The sequence below is a fragment of the Kribbella sp. VKM Ac-2566 genome (assembly GCF_004366005.1).
GTDB classification, from domain to species: domain Bacteria; phylum Actinomycetota; class Actinomycetes; order Propionibacteriales; family Kribbellaceae; genus Kribbella; species Kribbella pratensis.
This window is the reverse complement of the sequence record NZ_SODT01000008.1, coordinates 790,946-805,659: the sequence shown is the minus strand read 5'-3', so window position 1 is coordinate 805,659 and position 14,714 is coordinate 790,946. Positions and strand designations below refer to the sequence as shown.

Here is a 14,714-nt window from a genome sequence, read left to right as displayed (position 1 = left end):
AGGTGCGGGAACCGCTACGGGGTCAGCCGGTAGAACCGCCAGAACGGGTGGTCGATCGGCAGTACGTCGACCGTACCGAACCCGGCCCTTCCGGCGAGCTGACGCAACCGGTCCGGCCGCAGCATCGTGCCGACGACCTCCGAGTCCTCGTCGACCCGTCCCTGTGGCGTGCACCAGATGACGCTGGCAGCAGCCAGGAACCGCTGTACCTCGTCGCCCGGCGCCGCCAGTACCTCGTCCGCACGCTCGTCCATGACGATCACCGAACCGCCTGGTGCGAGGGCCTCGCGGGCGGCGGTCAGCGCCTCGACCGGGTGCGCGAAGTCGTGCAGGCACTCGAAGAACGTCACCACGTCGTACGGCGTCCCACCCGCGGCGATCGCGGTGATGTCGCGGACCTCGAAGTCGACGCGGTCGGCCACACCTTGCTCCGCGGCGTTCCGGCGAGCCCGGGTGATCGAGTCCTCGTCGTTGTCGTAACCGTCCACGCGGACCGCCGGGTACGCCTTCGCGAGCTCGATCGCCGACCAGCCCGCACCGGTCCCGAGGTCGGCGACCCGCGCGCCGCGGGACAGGACGTCGTGCAGGCCGGGAACAGCCGGGACCCACTCCGCGATGAGCGAGTTGGCGTACGCGGGCCGGTTCAGGGCCTCCTGCGCGATGACAGCCTCCTGGCCGTACGCCGCGTACGGCACGCCGGCGCCGGTCCGAAAAGCCTCCACCAGTTGCGGGAACGCGTGGCCGACGGCGGGCAGGATCGCGGCCAGACCGCCGGCGAAGAAGGGGTTCGCGGGGTCGAGAAGTGTCTCCCGGATTCCCGGCGCGAGCTCGTAGCGATCTGTCCAGACGTCGGTCCCGTCGATCGTGAGCAGGCCGCTGATCGCCTGTGACTGCAGCCATTCGACGAGATACCGGTGATCGAGACCGGTCCGGTCGGCGAGCTCGGTGGCGGTAGTCGGACCGGCGTCGCCGATTGCCCGGTAGAGACCGTGGACGTCGCCGAGGTAGATCGTGTACAGCTCGGCCGCGCCGAGCGCCGCACCGAACATCCGCCCGACCAGCGCCTCGGCGGAAGCGGAGTCGGTTGTGGCCGTGTCGGTGGTGGTCGTGTCAGTTGTCGTCATGTCGGTGGTCATGTCCATCCCCTCCTGAGTGGTTACTGCCTTCACCACTCAGGCGCCAGGTGCGGACTGGCAATGCCACGTGACGTCGTCCTCGGGTTCGTACACGCACTGCCGGCCGGTCCGGATCGAGGCCCGTAGATGCCGCCCGAGCGCCGGATGGACACGCTCGATCGCTTTGACGGCGGCCGCGATCCGCATCGAGACAGCCTTCCGGCTCCGCTCGACCGGGTCACCCGCGGACCGGGCCCGGCCGCCCAGCCCCAGCGCCCCGGCGAGTTCGCGCGCCAGGAAGTCCCGCTCCGCGCGGGCCTTCTCGGCCCGGGCCAGGTCGTTGCAGGCTTCCGCCTCGGCCAGATCCTCGTCCAGTTCGCGCAGCCGCTCGCGGTACGCCGTACGCGCTTGGTCGTCGAGCAATGGCCCGAGATCGCCGCCGGCGACTCGCCCCGGCCCCGACAGGTCGAGCACGCCGACCGGAGTACGCGGCCGTGCCAGCAGGACCGCGAGATCGCGAACTCCCTTGGAATCCGGCACATGCGCGGTCACGCCACGCCAGGTCGCCGCCCAGGTCGCGCCGAGCCGGCACAGCTCGCCGGTGTCGGTCGGCCGGGGGAGGCGGCCGACGCCCAGCTCGGCCAACGCCTTCTCGGTCTCGACGACCAGGGTCTCCGCATCCACTGCCCGGTGCGCCTCGAGCGCGGTTTCGAGCAGCCGGCGCGCCTCCGGGCGTCCCAAGTGCGCCGCGAGCCGGCCGAGGAACAGTGCGACGGTGCCCAAGCACGCGCCACCGATCCCGTCGACCACCCACAGTTCGGAGTACGGCGCCAACGCGTCGTACGCCAGCGCAACCGCCTCGTCGTCACCGGTCAGTCGCGCGGCCTCGCCGAAGAAGGCGATCGACTCCAGCCACTCGGCGTCCTTCACGATCGCGTCCAGACCGTTGCGGGCCCGGTGCCGGACGATGGCACGCGCCCGTTCGGCCGCGCCGGCATGCAGCGAGAAGTAGGCGTACGGGCCGTCGGCCATCGGGTTACCGGCGTACGGCGCCATCGCCTCGTCGAGGTACCCCCGGAGCTTCGGCATGGTCCCTGTCGCGCAGGCGTGGGCGGTCCGAAGCGCGAACACCATCAGGCGCGCGTTCGCGCTGTCCGCCTCCTCGGCGAGCTGGGCGGCCCGAGTGATGTGCGCCGCCGTCTCGTCCGGGTGACCGTTCATCAGCGCGCGCATGCCCTGCCAGATCGGTACCAGCCAGCTGTGCAGCGGAAGGCCGAGCGGCCGGACAGCGTGTGCGAACGCGGCGATCTGTACGTCGGCCTCCGCGAAGCGGCCCTGTTCGAGCAGGGCTACGACCAACTGCCGGCGGGCGAGCAGGACGAGTGCCACATCGCCGGTCTCGGACGCGGTGGCGAGCATGCGTTCTGCGGCTGCGATCCGCTCGGCCACGTGGTCGGGACCCGCATGGACGTCGCACCACGCCGCCAACGCGGCAACCTCCGCTCGCGGATCTCCTGTCTCACGAGCCAGCGTCACCGCCTGTCGCGCCAGTTCCCGCGGCTGGTCGCCATGGTCGGTGAGGGTCCGGCCGAGGGCGAGCCGAGCCATGGCCGCCGCCTTGAGCGCGGCGGCCGGAAGCATCGGCACCACCCGTTCGAGCAGTTGGGTCTGCTCGCGGTCGGTGAGGTCGACCTCGAACCCGCCGACACCGCCGCCCATCGCCAGGACTGCCCTGGCGGCCGTCTCGGCATCGCCGGTCGCGACAGCCTCGCGGGCGACGCCGTGCAAGGTGTCTCGTCCGCTCGTCAGTTCGCCGGCCAGCACCTGCGCCTCGCCGAACTCGAGCCGGACCACTGGACCGAGGTCTCCGGCCCAGCGGTAGAAGTGCACCGCTTGTTCGTATCCGGAACGGCGCATCGCGGCGCGGGCGGCGATGAGTGCGAACTCACGGGACAGCTTGTCGGCATCGGGCTGACCGATCGCGGCCCGATAGTGCGCAGCCACCCGGCCGGCGTTCGCCTCGATCAGGTCGGCGCTGCAGCACGCGTCCACCAGTGGCAGGCCGTGGGTCACGTTGTGCACTCCGGTCGGGCAGCAGCGTCCGGTGAGTGCCTGAGCGGCCCGCAGATGCAGGTCGGATTTCCGCACAGCTCCGAGACCGGAGTAGACGACCTCACGGACAAGCGAGTGGGCGAAACGGACCCGGTTCCCGTCGACCTCGGCCAACCGAGCGGCTTCGGCGTCACCGAGTACGCCGAGGACGTCCGACGCGGGCGTCTGCTCGACGGCCGCCAGCAGGTCGATGTCCACGTCCTCACCCAGAACGGAGGCCGCCGCGAGGACGTCGTACGCCGGCTGTCTGAGACGGGCGAGACGGCGCTCGAGCACCTGGCGGACGCCGGTCGGGGTTTCCGTGGACGTCGTACCGCGGGATGCGTGCAGGCGGGCCAGTTCCTGGACGAAGAACGGGTTGCCTCCCGTCCGCGCGTGTACGTCGCCGGCGTATCCGGCATCCGTGCCGGCGCCGAGCACCCGCTCGACCAGTTGAACGGTCTCCGCCAGGGCCAGCCCGGCGAGAGGCAGCCGGACGAACGAGGGTGGCAGCGCCCGCAAGGTCTCGGCCACCGTCTCGGGGACGTCCACGGCGTTGTCACGGCTGGTGATCAAGAGCAGACAGGGCAGTTCAGGGAGGAGTCCGACCACGAAGCGGAGCAAGGTCAGCGTCGTGCCGTCGGCCAGCTGGACGTCCTCCAGGATGATGACCGCCGGCCGCCTGGCGGTCGCCGCGGCGAGCTGGTCGGCGATCTCCGCGAAGAGAGTGGTTCGTCCCGGGCCGGGAGAGTCGGGCAAGGCCGTCGTGAGGCCGAGGGCGCGGAACGCCTGCCGCCACGGCCAGTAGGGCAGCGCCTCGGTCTCGGGGCAGCGCCCCCACGCGACGGCGTACCCGCGGTCGCGCACCGTATCCGCGAAGGCCGCCGCCGTGGTCGACTTCCCGATGCCGGCGTCGCCGATCAGGAGCGCGCCCTGGCCGCGGCCGCGCTCGACCTCGTCCAGCAGGCCGGCGAGAGTGCTGAGCTCCCGCTCCCGGCCCACCACAAGCTCGGGCATACCGCCACTGTGCGGCGGCGACAGCCACGGGGGGAAGTGCTGATCGCTTACCGTAAGGTGACTCGAGTGTTCGTGGTGATCAGGTTCCGGGTTGGGGAGTCCGAGCAGGCCGGGTTCGGAGAGCGGTTGCAGGCGGCCGTCGACGTACTTGCGCTGCAGAAGGGGTTCGTCGCGGCCCGGACCGGGCGGAACGTCGACGACCCGGAGCTGCTCGCGCTGACCCTCGAATTCGAGAACATCGGGAGCTACCGGCGCGCGCTCTCGCCGTACGACGTGAAGCTGACCGCGGTCCCGCTGCTGTCGCAGGCGATCGACGAGCCGACGGCGTACGAAGATTTGCCGATGTAGCACGGATTCGATAGCGGCGCTCGCGACCGATAGCCTGGTTCCTTCCGTAGATCTGTCTGTACCCCGTTCTGGAGTCGAAAAGTGCCCGTGGAAACCGTCGATGCCGTCGTCAGCCTCAGTAAGCGGAGGGGCTTCGTGTACCCGTGCGGCGAGATCTACGGCGGTACCAAGTCGGCCTGGGACTACGGACCGCTCGGCGTCGAGCTGAAGAACAACGTCCGCACCCAGTGGTGGCGGACGATGGTGACCGGCCGCGACGACATCGTCGGCCTGGACTCCTCGGTGATCCTGCCGACCAAGGTGTGGGAGGCCTCCGGCCACCTGTCCGAGTTCGTCGACCCGCTGACCGAGTGCCAGTCCTGCCACAAGCGGTTCCGCGACGACCACCTCCGCGAGGACTTCGCCCGCCGGAAGAACAAGGACGCCGACGACGTCAAGCTCGCCGAGATCGCTTGCCCGAACTGCGGTAACAAGGGCACCTTCACCGAGCCGCGGATGTTCAACGGCCTGCTGAAGACGTACCTCGGCCCGGTCGAGTCCGAGGAGGGCCTGCACTACCTCCGCCCGGAGACCGCGCAGGGCATCTTCATCAACTTCGCGAACGTGATGGGCACCGCCCGGAAGAAGCCGCCGTTCGGGATCGCCCAGGTCGGCAAGAGCTTCCGCAACGAGATCACGCCGGGCAACTTCATCTTCCGGACCCGCGAGTTCGAGCAGATGGAGATGGAGTTCTTCGTCGAGCCGGGCTCCGACGAGGACTGGCACGAGTACTGGCTGAAGGCGCGCTGGGAGTGGTACGTCGGCCTCGGTCTGAACCCGGACAACATGCGGTTCTACGAGCACCCGAAGGAGAAGCTGAGCCACTACTCGAAGCGCACCGTCGACATCGAGTACCGGTTCAACTTCGGCGGCAAGGAGTTCGACGAGCTTGAGGGCATCGCGAACCGCACCGACTTCGACCTGTCCACGCACTCCAAGCACTCCGGCGCCGACCTGTCGTACTTCGACCAGGAGAAGGGCGAGCGCTGGACGCCGTACGTCATCGAGCCCGCGGCCGGCCTGACCCGCAACGTGCTCGCGTTCCTGCTCGACGCGTACACCGAGGACGAGGCGCCGAACGCCAAGGGCGGTGTCGACAAGCGGACGGTACTGCGTTTCGACCCGCGGCTCGCCCCGGTCAAGGCGGCCGTCCTGCCACTGTCCCGCAACGCCGACCTGTCGCCGAAGGCCCGGGACCTGGCCGGCGAGCTGCGGAAGAACTGGAACGTCGACTTCGACGACGCCGGTGCGATCGGCCGCCGGTACCGCCGCCAGGACGAGATCGGTACGCCGTACTGCATCACCGTCGACTTCGACACCCTCGAGGACCACGCGGTGACGATTCGCGAGCGGGACTCGATGAAGCAGGAGCGCGTCGCCCTCACCGAGGTCACCGGCTACCTCGCCCAGCACCTGGTGGGTTGCTGACGATGAAGCTGTCACGGGTGTCGGCCGTCCTAGGGCTGTCCGCGCTGGCGGTGCTGGTGCTGTCGTCCTGCTCGGACAGCAAGCCGGAGGCCGGTACGTCGCCCTCGACGCCTGCCTCCAGTACGCCGCCGCCTTCGAGTGCGCCGATCCCGACCGCGTCGACGCCGACGCTGACCGCGCTGCCGACACCGTCGAAGCCGTGGCCGACGCCGAAGGTCACCGGCGAGCCGGAGAACGACGCGCCGCTCGCCGACCGGATCACGTTCGCGATCGCGAAGCAGGCGCAGATCGCGGCCGGCAAGGCGGCCACCACGACCGTGAAGTGCCCGGGCATCGACAAGGTCGAGACCGCCGGCAAGCACGAGCTGACCTGCACGGTGACGTACGCAGGGAAGCCGTACACCGGCACGCTGACGGTCGACGCGAAGCAGTACTCGGCGTCGTACAAGTTCACCTCGGAATCGGTCGCGATCGTCAAGCCGAAGGTGGTCGACGCCGTACTGCGGACCGTCGCCGACGCCGCGAAGGTGACCTGCACGATGGACGATGTTGCCGTGGTCAAGCATTCCGGCGCGCCGATCGCGTGCGACGTGACGACGACCGCGAACGCCGTACAGCCTTACAAGGCACAGGTTTCCGGTAACGGACAGGTGCTGGTGGCGAAGGCCTGATCATGCTTCAGCTGGGCAACCTCACGATCGAGACACCGGTGGTGCTGGCGCCGATGGCCGGTATCACCAACGCGGCGTACCGGCGACTGTGCGCCGAGCAGGGCGCCGGGCTGTACGTGTGCGAGATGATCACCTCGCGCGGCATCGTCGAGGGTGATCAGAAGTCGCTCGACATGCTCACATTCGACGCGCGTGAGACGGTTCGGTCGGTGCAGTTGTACGGGGTCGACCCGACGTACATCGGGCGCGCGGTGCAGATCCTCTGCGATCAGTACGGCGTTGCGCACATCGACCTGAACTTCGGGTGCCCGGTGCCGAAGGTGACGCGCAAGGGCGGTGGCGCCGCGCTGCCGTGGAAGCGCAATCTGCTCGGCGCGATCCTGCGGTCCGCAGTGCAGGCCGCTACGCCGTACGGCGTACCCGTGACGATGAAGACCCGGATCGGGATCGACGCCGGTCATCAGACGTACCTCGACGCCGGGCGGATCGCCGAAGAGTCCGGTGCGGCGGCGATCGGGTTGCACGGGCGTACGGCGTCGCAGGCGTACTCCGGTCAGGCGGACTGGTCCACGATCGCTGCCCTCGTGGAGCACGTGAACATCCCGGTGCTGGGCAACGGCGACATCTGGGAAGCCCGCGACGCCTTGCGGATGGTCGCCGAGACGGGATGCGACGGCGTGATCGTCGGGCGCGGGTGCCTCGGCCGGCCGTGGTTGTTCCGCGATCTCGCGGTCGCGTTCGCCGGGGGCGAGGCGTTGAACCTGCCGACGCTCGGTGAGGTCGCCGACGTGATGCGGCGGCACGGCGAGCTGCTCGCGGAGCTGATGGGGGAGCAGCGCGGCCTGCGCGACTTCCGCAAACACGTCCCGTGGTACCTGAAGGGCTTCCCGGCCGGCGGCGAACTCCGCGCCGCCCTCGGCATGGTCGACTCCCTGGCCCGCCTGGACGAACTCCTCGCCGAACTGGACCGCACCGTCCCGTTCCCGGTCGCCGAACTCGGCGCCCCCCGAGGCCGCCAAGGCAGCCCCCGAGACCACGTCGTCCTCCCCCAAGGCTGGCTCGACGATACAGACGGCCTGACCGCCGACCTCGCCGACGCCGAAATAGGAGTCTCCGGCGGCTGAACGACACCGCTTCGCGCCGGCTGTCCCGTTGCCGCCTCCGTGCCTCCAACCCCACCCACCTGGCCTAGCTGATGGTAGATACGCCCGGCCCGCCGCTACCAGGAACTCAGCTACCGCCCCAGCCTCCACTCCTGAAGAAGTCGTCGGCGGACCTGATGCGTACGGCGTCCTCGTCGTCCCCGGGCGGCTCGAACTCGGCGAGATGCTGCTCCAGCACCGCGTCCGTAACGTCCTGCCGCCGCGGATCGAGCCGGTTCTCGGCGCGTCGCGTACGAACGGTCGCGTGATCCACATCGACGTACACCAAGGTGAACCCCACGTCCTCCGCGGCCGCCAGTGCCCGCCACCCGTCGCGGAGGAACCGAGGTGAACTCGTGTCGTCGACGACGACCGACGTACCCGAGCCCAGCAGTTCGCGAACCTCGACGCGCGCCACCTCGTGAGTCCGCATCCACTCCTCGACCGGAATCCCGTCCCCGCCCCACAACCCACGCCGTTCGTTGATCTCGTCAAGGCTCACGACGCGCGCCGGCAACCGCTCCGCAAGGACGCGCGCCACCGTGCTCTTCCCCGAGAACGACGTCCCACACAACAAAACCAGCCTGTCCGCCACTCGCACATCCAAGCACGCGGCTGGTCAGCTCATCCCGACCTTCTGGTGCTCGGGTTCCACGACGAGCACGACGCGTTCCTGATCGCGGGGGTACTTGAGGTCGATGTACTTCGCCACCAGGCGGTCGATGATGGCCCACGCTTCGTCGCCTTCCAGCCAGTCGACAACGCGGCCTCGGACGACGACGGGTTCGAACGGGTTGTCGGCCGGCACGATCGACAACGCGAGGCGGGGGTCCCGGCGCAGGTTACGAGCCTTCCGCATCCCCGGGCCGGTGAAGAAGACGATCTGCTCACCGCGCGTCCCGGCGTATACCGGGGTGCTGTGCGGTGCGCCGTCGGGCAGGACAGTCGCGAGGTGAGCGTACGACGCGGCGTCGAGGACGCTGCGCACTCTCGGATCGAGCATGTGTACTCCTTCAGCGGGGGTTCTCGGAGCGCCAGGTGATGTAGTGGGCGACTGCTTCGGCGGCGTCGTACTGCGGCGTGAAGCCGGTGTCCGCGGTGAGTCGGCTGATGTCGAGATGCGGGGTCACTTGCCCACCGGGCACTGTCCCGACCCCCAAGGCGTCGGCGAATTCGCGCTGCATCGTGGGGCGTCCGCTGGAGACGTTGTAGATGGTGTGGTTCAGCGTCTCCGCTGTCGTCAGCAGGGCGATCGCACGTCCCGCGTCCGGCGCGTAGCACGAGTCGCCGCCCTCCTCGGCGCGCAACGGAGCCGGCTGTTCGCCTCGCTGGAGGGCGCTGACGTACGGCGGGATGAAGTTGAACACCGACTCCGGGTCCATCAGCGGTCCCCAGGTCGACCCGATCCGGAGGATGACCGGTTGTACGCCGGAATCCCGCAGGGCGTGGGTGGTGAGCGGTTCGACCGCCTTCTTGAACGCGATGATCAGGTGCGGCAGGTCCGCGTCCGGGAGCGCGAGCCCTTCGTGCCATGGGTTTTCGTCCTGCCCGATGTACACGCCGATGCTGCTCGCGACCGCGAACCGGCGTACGCCCCAGGCCCGGGCTGCGTCGAGCGCGTTCAGCAGCCCGGTGGTGTCGGTGCGGAAGTACGCGACCGGATCGTCGCCCGGGATGGTGCCGGCGAGGTGCACGATGTCGCTGACGTCGTACCGCTCCCCGAGCGCGAGGAACGCGTCCCGGTCGGTGACGTCGAGCTGTTCCACGGTGACCTTGCCGTCGAGGAACGACGGGAGATCGGTACGCCGGTACGACGTGACGACGACCTCCTGTCCGAGGTCGAGAAGAGCGCGGGCGGTGTGGGCGCCGATCATTCCGAGCCCGCCGGTGACGAGAATCATGCCCGCGAGGCTACGAGCCGCACGAGCCGGAGTCTTGAACAAATCCCGCACGGGTTATGTGACGGCTGGCGGGTTGCAACCCGCCAGCGGTGACACAACCCGCTACCGGTGCGGGTCTAAGCTCGGGGGATGGCGAGCAAGCCGGATGAGACGCGGGACGGCGTTGACCTGACCAACCTGGATCAGCCGTTGTTCGACGGGGCTGACGCGCGGAAGCGGGATCTCGTCGACTACCTGGACGCGGTGCACGAGCGGATCGTGCCGGAGCTGCGCGAGCGGCCGTTGTCGGTCGTGCGGATCCGGCCGGGCCAGCCGAAGTTCATGCAGAAGAACGTCCCGAAGTACACGCCGGACTGGGTGAAGACCGTGCAGGTCTGGGCGGAGGCGTCGAAACGCCAGGTGTCGTATGCGTTGTGCGACGACCGCAAAACGCTGCTGTGGTTCGCAAACCAGCGCGCGGTGGAGTACCACCCGACGTTGATGCGCGCCGACCGCTGGGACCGCGTCACACACCTCGTGCTCGACCTCGACCCGCCAGAGGGCGAGACGTTCTCGATGGCGGTGCAGGCGGCGCTGCTCGTGCGGCAGGCGCTCACCGACTGCGGGTTGTCCGGTGCGGTCAAGACGAGCGGCGCGAAGGGTGTGCACGTGATCGTTCCGATTGTCGACACGGTGTCGATCGAGGACGCCGCGGCCGCCACCCGGGCGATCGCTGCGCGGGCCGAGAGGATCGATCCGTCGGTCGCGACCACGGCGTACATCAAGGAGGACCGGCACGGGAAGGTCTTCGTCGACTCAACGCGTGCGGGCGGCGCGACGGTCGTTGCGGCGTACAGCCCACGCGTCAGGCCTGGTACGACGGTGTCGTTCCCGGTCGGTTGGGATGACCTGGAGAGCGTGACGCCGCGCGACTTCACCGTTCGCACCGCCCCGGCGCTCCTCGGCGATCGCGACCCGTGGGCCGAGCAATTGCCCGCACCGCAGGCGATCCCAGAGGACGTCCTCCTCGAAGGCCGGGCCATCCCGGTCGCCCGTGTCGCGGCCATGCACGAAGGCAAACGCCGCAAACGCGCCCGCGAAGCCGAAGAACAGAAGCCCGCCGACTAGCTCCTACTCCGTCGCGGTTGTCAGGTCAAGCCCTCGGCGCCGGACGCCCGGCGACGGGTGGTTGCGGAGGGCAACCAACAGCTCGCGCCACTCGGCGGGCCACCCTGCTTGCGGACCGCCGGCGCCCACGAGGACATGAGCCAGCAACCCGGATGCCAGGTCAGGGGAGTGGACAAGCGAATCGGCAACCGGCAGCAGTTCAGCAGGCGTCCAGGTCGACTCCGTCGCGGACAGCCGGGCGGAGACGAGGTCGGCGGCCCGCAACGCGGCCAACGGATCATCACCGACCAGATCGCGGAGCTCGTCGACCGACTGCGAATGCACCAGAAGCTGCAGCCGGAGCTCCAGAAAGTCGGAGCCAACCAGCTCGTCGGCAACCACGCGCAGGTGCTGGCGGTCCTCCGCCGACCGTCGGCTGAACTGCGCCGACAGCTGACTCACGAGATAGGTGAGCCGTTGCCGAGCCGGACGATCCCGATCCGGCAACGCGTTCGGCAGCGCAGGATTCGCCTCCGACCGCACCAGCAGCCGAGCGACGTCAACGACGTCATCCAGCCCGGCCGGCGCATCCGTCGCGACGAACGAGACAAGCGCAGTGATCGCGTCCCGCCACACCCGACTGCGCAGCGACAGCCGACTGATGAAGTCCGCGCAGACCCGAGTAGCAGCTGGGTTGTACCGCGCCCAGCCCCGCAAAGCGAGCAGCGCCGGCCCAACAACCTCCGGCTCGCTACGAGTCGTCACAGCGATCAGCAGGTCGGCGTACCGCGCCCGGTACCCCACGGGTACGTCGTACGCGCGCCGTACCGTCAACGCCGTCGCAGTAGCCGGAGAGTCGTGCACTGCCTGCTCCAGCACCGCCCATGCAGCAGGGTCGTACAGCAGGTACTGCGACACGGTCCGTGCAATGGCGGCCCGCACATCCCAATGCGCACCAGCCCACGCCTCCGTCAGTACGGCGCCGGCTCCCGGAGCCCGTAGCTCGCCAAGGAGCCGCACTGCCTCCTTCCGCGACGTGACCTTCACGCGGTCACCAGTCAGCACCGGCTGCAGCAGCCCCGGCAGCAGACTGGGCCGAACGAACCGCGCTGCCCGGCTAGCCGCGTATACAGCGACCCGCGCCCGATCGTCATCCGCATGCGCGAGCAGCAACGGCATGGCAAGGTCGGGTCGCTCTGTCCATGCCAAGGCAGCCAGAGCGGCCTCCTGCAGCAGTACGTCGGAACTCCCGAGGAACTCGTCCAACGCAGGTCTGCCAGCAAGCGGCACGCGTCCAAGCGTCCTGATCGCCAAGGCCCGGTACCAGGTGTGCATCCGGTCGTCACGGGCAGCTTGGACGAGCAGCTCGGCGTACCGAGCCTGCTGTCGCGGCAGCCAGCGGCGAAGGGCGTAGTCGGGCACCTGCCAGGACGTGCTGCTGCGATCGAAGCGGCGAATCCGATCCGCTGCGGCGAGCACCGGGTCGAGCAGGTCGGTGTAGTGCTCGGTGACGAGCCACCACACCGGGTGCCAGCGGGCCATGGTGACGTCTCGTTCGACGATCTGACGGAGGCGGTCGTACCGGCTCCGGCGCGGTTCCAGCCAGTACCTGCAGGCCTGGTCGGACGTGTACTCCTGGTCCGACCACACCGCCTGCTCGAGCACACTCTCGAGGTGATCCGACGACCAGTCGCGGCGACCAAGAGCCGCGGCCACCGTGAACGCCAGCGAGAATTCGTCGCGCTTGGCCGCGGCCTCGATGGCGGGCCGGAGCGCCTCGTACACCTCGGCTTCCCGCCCGTGCGGCAGCCTGTCGACCAGCGGATCCAAGTCGATCCGGCCACGGTTCTCCGACAGCCGCGCGTACGCCTGCAAACCCCAGTCCAGCAGGGCGGTCTGGTTGTCCAAGGCGCCTTGTACGACGGCATTCTCAGCCAGTTGCGTCAAGGCGTGCCGCGTTGCCCACGACGCGTCCCGTGCTGCCAATGCATCGGTGAGCAGCGTGTCCAGCGACACGGTCAGTGCATCGCTCAGCAGTGTGGGCGGCAAGTCCGCGACAGCCTGGACGGCGTTGAGCCGCACGGTGTCCTGGTCGTTGCGGATCCGCCCGGCCACCCACGTGACAGCCTGCACCACCTGCTCCGACCGCCTGTCGTACCCGGCCGACCGGGTGACGCCCTGGTAGACCGAGCTACGCACCGCGGCGTCTGGGTCACGCACATCCGGTTCGAGGAGTGCGAAGGCCTCGTCGAACGGTAGGTGAGCAGCGATGCTGCGCCTCCACCACCCGTCTTCAGTGATCGCAGGTAGCGTCAGCATCCGACGTGCCTGCTCCGCACGCACAGCATGCGGCAGCACTCGGAGAAGCTCCGTACTCAGCCGCGCTTGCCCGAGATCGACATACTGCGTTACCGCCGCGAAGATCACCGCACGTCGCGCCGGCGCCAATGCGTCGAGGAAGGTGGCCAACTGCGGCCACAGGACCCTCCCGAGGGTGACGAGCTCGTCGTCGGAGTACCTGTGCAGGCGACGCCGGAACGCCGGAGTAAGCGCCCGCGTCACCACACCGCGCCGGTCAGGTGCCAGGAGCAGCTGCAGCACACCTGCCGGGTCCCGGTCCATGAGCGGACCGATGATGTCGACCACTGCGTGGGGGAGGTCGTGCGCAGGCACCGCCTGCTTGATCAGCTCCAGTACCGCGTCCGGTGCGTGCTCTAGCGACGCGGTGACGCCGTGGCCGACGCTCTGCCACCACTCGTCATTGGCAGGCAGCGTCTGGCGAGCAAACGCTAGTACCTCGTCCGGATGATGCTTCGCGACCTGACGCCAGCCGCGAGGCGTCACGCAGTACGCCAGCTCGGGCAGGAGGCGCGCCACGGTCGCGTGATCCGTCGCGTCGAGCAGCCCGGTCGCCGCTACGTCACCCCAGCGAGCCCGGTGCTCGTCGATCAGCCGTACGGCGAGATGCTCGCGGCGCTGCCGACGTACCAGGGCCACCAGCTTCGAGCGCAGTGCCGCCGGCGCGTCGTCGTACACGATCCGAAGGTCGTCGTCCGCGACTGGAACCCCGCGACCGACCGCCGCGAGCGCCCGTGACTGCACGGCCGGATCCGGGTCCCGAAGCATCCGGCTGACGTACGGTGCCTCGCGGGTGACCTCGGCGATCTGGAGCCCGAGGACGCGCTCGAACGCGGTACCTCGACCCAACTCGTCGAGGAGGCTCACCAGCTGTGGCGCCTGGTCGGCGAGCAGGCGCACGCGCTGTCCGTACGAGAGTCCGTCGATCGATCGCAGCAGCTCGGGCAGACGCATGCGCCCATCCTGCCCAATAAGTGGTGTCAGCTCTCGAGAGAGGCGTGCGCCGCCGTCAGCGAATAGCGTCGAAGATCGCGTCGACGACTTCGTCGAGTGGGCGCGCGGTGTCGATGACCGTCCCCTCGGGCACGTATTCCTGGGCGGCGTGCAGGCGGAGGATGAATGCCCGCTGTTCGTCGTTCCCGCCCCAGTCGTCGGCCTCGCGATTGCGGAGCCTCCGCTGGAGGGTTTCGGTGTCCACGTCCAGCACGATGACCTTGTCGAACACGTCCAGGAACTTGCTGAAGTTCCTCGAACCGCCACAGAAGAAGGCGATCTCCTCGGTCGTGCTCGCGGCGATCTCCCGGACCTTGGCGACGTCCCAGATGTGGTTGTGGTAGCCGTGGACCTCGTCGCGTTCCCCGGTTTCCGGATCGCCCGGATAGGCGAGCTCGTTGTCGCCGTCAACGGCTGTGTAGCCGCGTCTCCGGAGCTCGCGGCACACCGAACTCTTACCGGTGCCGGAACCACCCTCGACCAGGTAGTTGCGTTTGGCCATGGGCTTCAGCGTAGCCAGAAGCG

At 69.1% G+C, this 14,714-nt stretch carries 12 protein-coding genes; 5 read left to right on the top strand and 7 right to left on the bottom strand.

The features are described 5' to 3' along the window. Positions 1-14: 14 nt before the first annotated feature. A complete protein-coding gene (locus tag EV647_RS06725; protein WP_166680233.1) occupies positions 15-1,136 on the bottom strand; it encodes a bifunctional 2-polyprenyl-6-hydroxyphenol methylase/3-demethylubiquinol 3-O-methyltransferase UbiG in 1,122 nt (373 codons plus the stop codon). Between the two features lie 36 nt (positions 1,137-1,172). Beyond that, positions 1,173-4,223 (bottom strand): AAA family ATPase, encoded by a 3,051-nt coding sequence (locus EV647_RS06720; protein WP_133999962.1) that lies wholly within the window; start codon positions 4,221-4,223, stop codon positions 1,173-1,175. Between the two features lie 66 nt (positions 4,224-4,289). Between EV647_RS06720 and EV647_RS06715 the strand changes: the two genes are divergently transcribed. From EV647_RS06715 to dusB, 4 genes are all read left to right on the top strand, one after another. Beyond that, on the top strand, positions 4,290-4,571 hold the full coding sequence (locus tag EV647_RS06715) for an antibiotic biosynthesis monooxygenase (RefSeq protein ID WP_166680232.1): 282 nt from the start codon (positions 4,290-4,292) through the stop codon (positions 4,569-4,571). A gap of 81 nt (positions 4,572-4,652) precedes the next feature. Further along, positions 4,653-6,038 carry a glycine--tRNA ligase gene (locus EV647_RS06710; protein ID WP_133999959.1) on the top strand — a complete coding sequence of 462 codons (1,386 nt, stop codon included), beginning with the start codon at positions 4,653-4,655 and terminating at the stop codon, positions 6,036-6,038. Positions 6,039-6,040: 2 nt separating this feature from the next. Continuing rightward, entirely contained in the window at positions 6,041-6,709 is a 669-nt protein-coding gene (locus tag EV647_RS41900; RefSeq protein WP_166680231.1) for a hypothetical protein, read from the top strand. A gap of 2 nt (positions 6,710-6,711) precedes the next feature. Continuing rightward, positions 6,712-7,833: a tRNA dihydrouridine synthase DusB gene (gene dusB, locus EV647_RS06700; protein ID WP_133999956.1), complete on the top strand. Its 1,122-nt coding sequence runs from the start codon at positions 6,712-6,714 to the stop codon at positions 7,831-7,833. Positions 7,834-7,939: 106 nt separating this feature from the next. On the opposite strand, the gene EV647_RS06695 is transcribed toward dusB, so the two are convergent. Genes EV647_RS06695 through EV647_RS06685 form a run of 3 tightly spaced genes read right to left on the bottom strand, consistent with a single transcriptional unit; the run spans position 7,940 to position 9,752 of the window. Beyond that, positions 7,940-8,446, bottom strand: a complete 507-nt coding sequence (locus EV647_RS06695) for an ATP-binding protein (protein ID WP_255517896.1) — start codon at positions 8,444-8,446, stop codon at positions 7,940-7,942. 24 nt (positions 8,447-8,470) lie between these two features. Beyond that, the gene (locus EV647_RS06690; RefSeq protein WP_133999953.1) at positions 8,471-8,854 is read right to left on the bottom strand and encodes a PPOX class F420-dependent oxidoreductase; all 384 of its coding nucleotides are present in this window, start codon (positions 8,852-8,854) and stop codon (positions 8,471-8,473) included. A gap of 10 nt (positions 8,855-8,864) precedes the next feature. Then, on the bottom strand, positions 8,865-9,752 hold the full coding sequence (locus EV647_RS06685) for an NAD(P)-dependent oxidoreductase (protein ID WP_133999951.1): 888 nt from the start codon (positions 9,750-9,752) through the stop codon (positions 8,865-8,867). A gap of 129 nt (positions 9,753-9,881) precedes the next feature. On the opposite strand from EV647_RS06685, the gene ligD reads away from it, so the two are divergent. Continuing rightward, the gene (gene ligD / locus EV647_RS06680; protein WP_133999948.1) at positions 9,882-10,859 is read left to right on the top strand and encodes a non-homologous end-joining DNA ligase; all 978 of its coding nucleotides are present in this window, start codon (positions 9,882-9,884) and stop codon (positions 10,857-10,859) included. A gap of 3 nt (positions 10,860-10,862) precedes the next feature. On the opposite strand, the gene EV647_RS06675 is transcribed toward ligD, so the two are convergent. Both EV647_RS06675 and EV647_RS06670 read right to left on the bottom strand, forming a co-directional pair. Further along, entirely contained in the window at positions 10,863-14,150 is a 3,288-nt protein-coding gene (locus EV647_RS06675) for a hypothetical protein (protein ID WP_133999945.1), read from the bottom strand. 55 nt (positions 14,151-14,205) lie between these two features. Next, a complete protein-coding gene (locus EV647_RS06670) occupies positions 14,206-14,691 on the bottom strand; it encodes an AAA family ATPase (RefSeq protein WP_133999942.1) in 486 nt (161 codons plus the stop codon). Positions 14,692-14,714 lie beyond the last annotated feature (23 nt).

Excerpts from the sequence above, each read along its gene's own strand:
- EV647_RS06685 (WP_133999951.1), bottom strand. The coding sequence starts at position 9,752 with ATGATTCTCGTCACCGGCGGGCTCGGAATGATCGGCGCCCACACCGCC.
- EV647_RS06675 (WP_133999945.1), bottom strand. The coding sequence starts at position 14,150 with ATGCGTCTGCCCGAGCTGCTGCGATCGATCGACGGACTCTCGTACGGA.
- EV647_RS41900 (WP_166680231.1), top strand. The coding sequence starts at position 6,041 with ATGAAGCTGTCACGGGTGTCGGCCGTCCTAGGGCTGTCCGCGCTGGCG.
- EV647_RS06670 (WP_133999942.1), bottom strand. The coding sequence starts at position 14,691 with ATGGCCAAACGCAACTACCTGGTCGAGGGTGGTTCCGGCACCGGTAAG.
- ligD (WP_133999948.1), top strand. The coding sequence starts at position 9,882 with ATGGCGAGCAAGCCGGATGAGACGCGGGACGGCGTTGACCTGACCAAC.
- EV647_RS06720 (WP_133999962.1), bottom strand. The coding sequence starts at position 4,223 with ATGCCCGAGCTTGTGGTGGGCCGGGAGCGGGAGCTCAGCACTCTCGCC.
- dusB (WP_133999956.1), top strand. The coding sequence starts at position 6,712 with ATGCTTCAGCTGGGCAACCTCACGATCGAGACACCGGTGGTGCTGGCG.
- EV647_RS06725 (WP_166680233.1), bottom strand. The coding sequence starts at position 1,136 with ATGACCACCGACATGACGACAACTGACACGACCACCACCGACACGGCC.
- EV647_RS06690 (WP_133999953.1), bottom strand. The coding sequence starts at position 8,854 with ATGCTCGATCCGAGAGTGCGCAGCGTCCTCGACGCCGCGTCGTACGCT.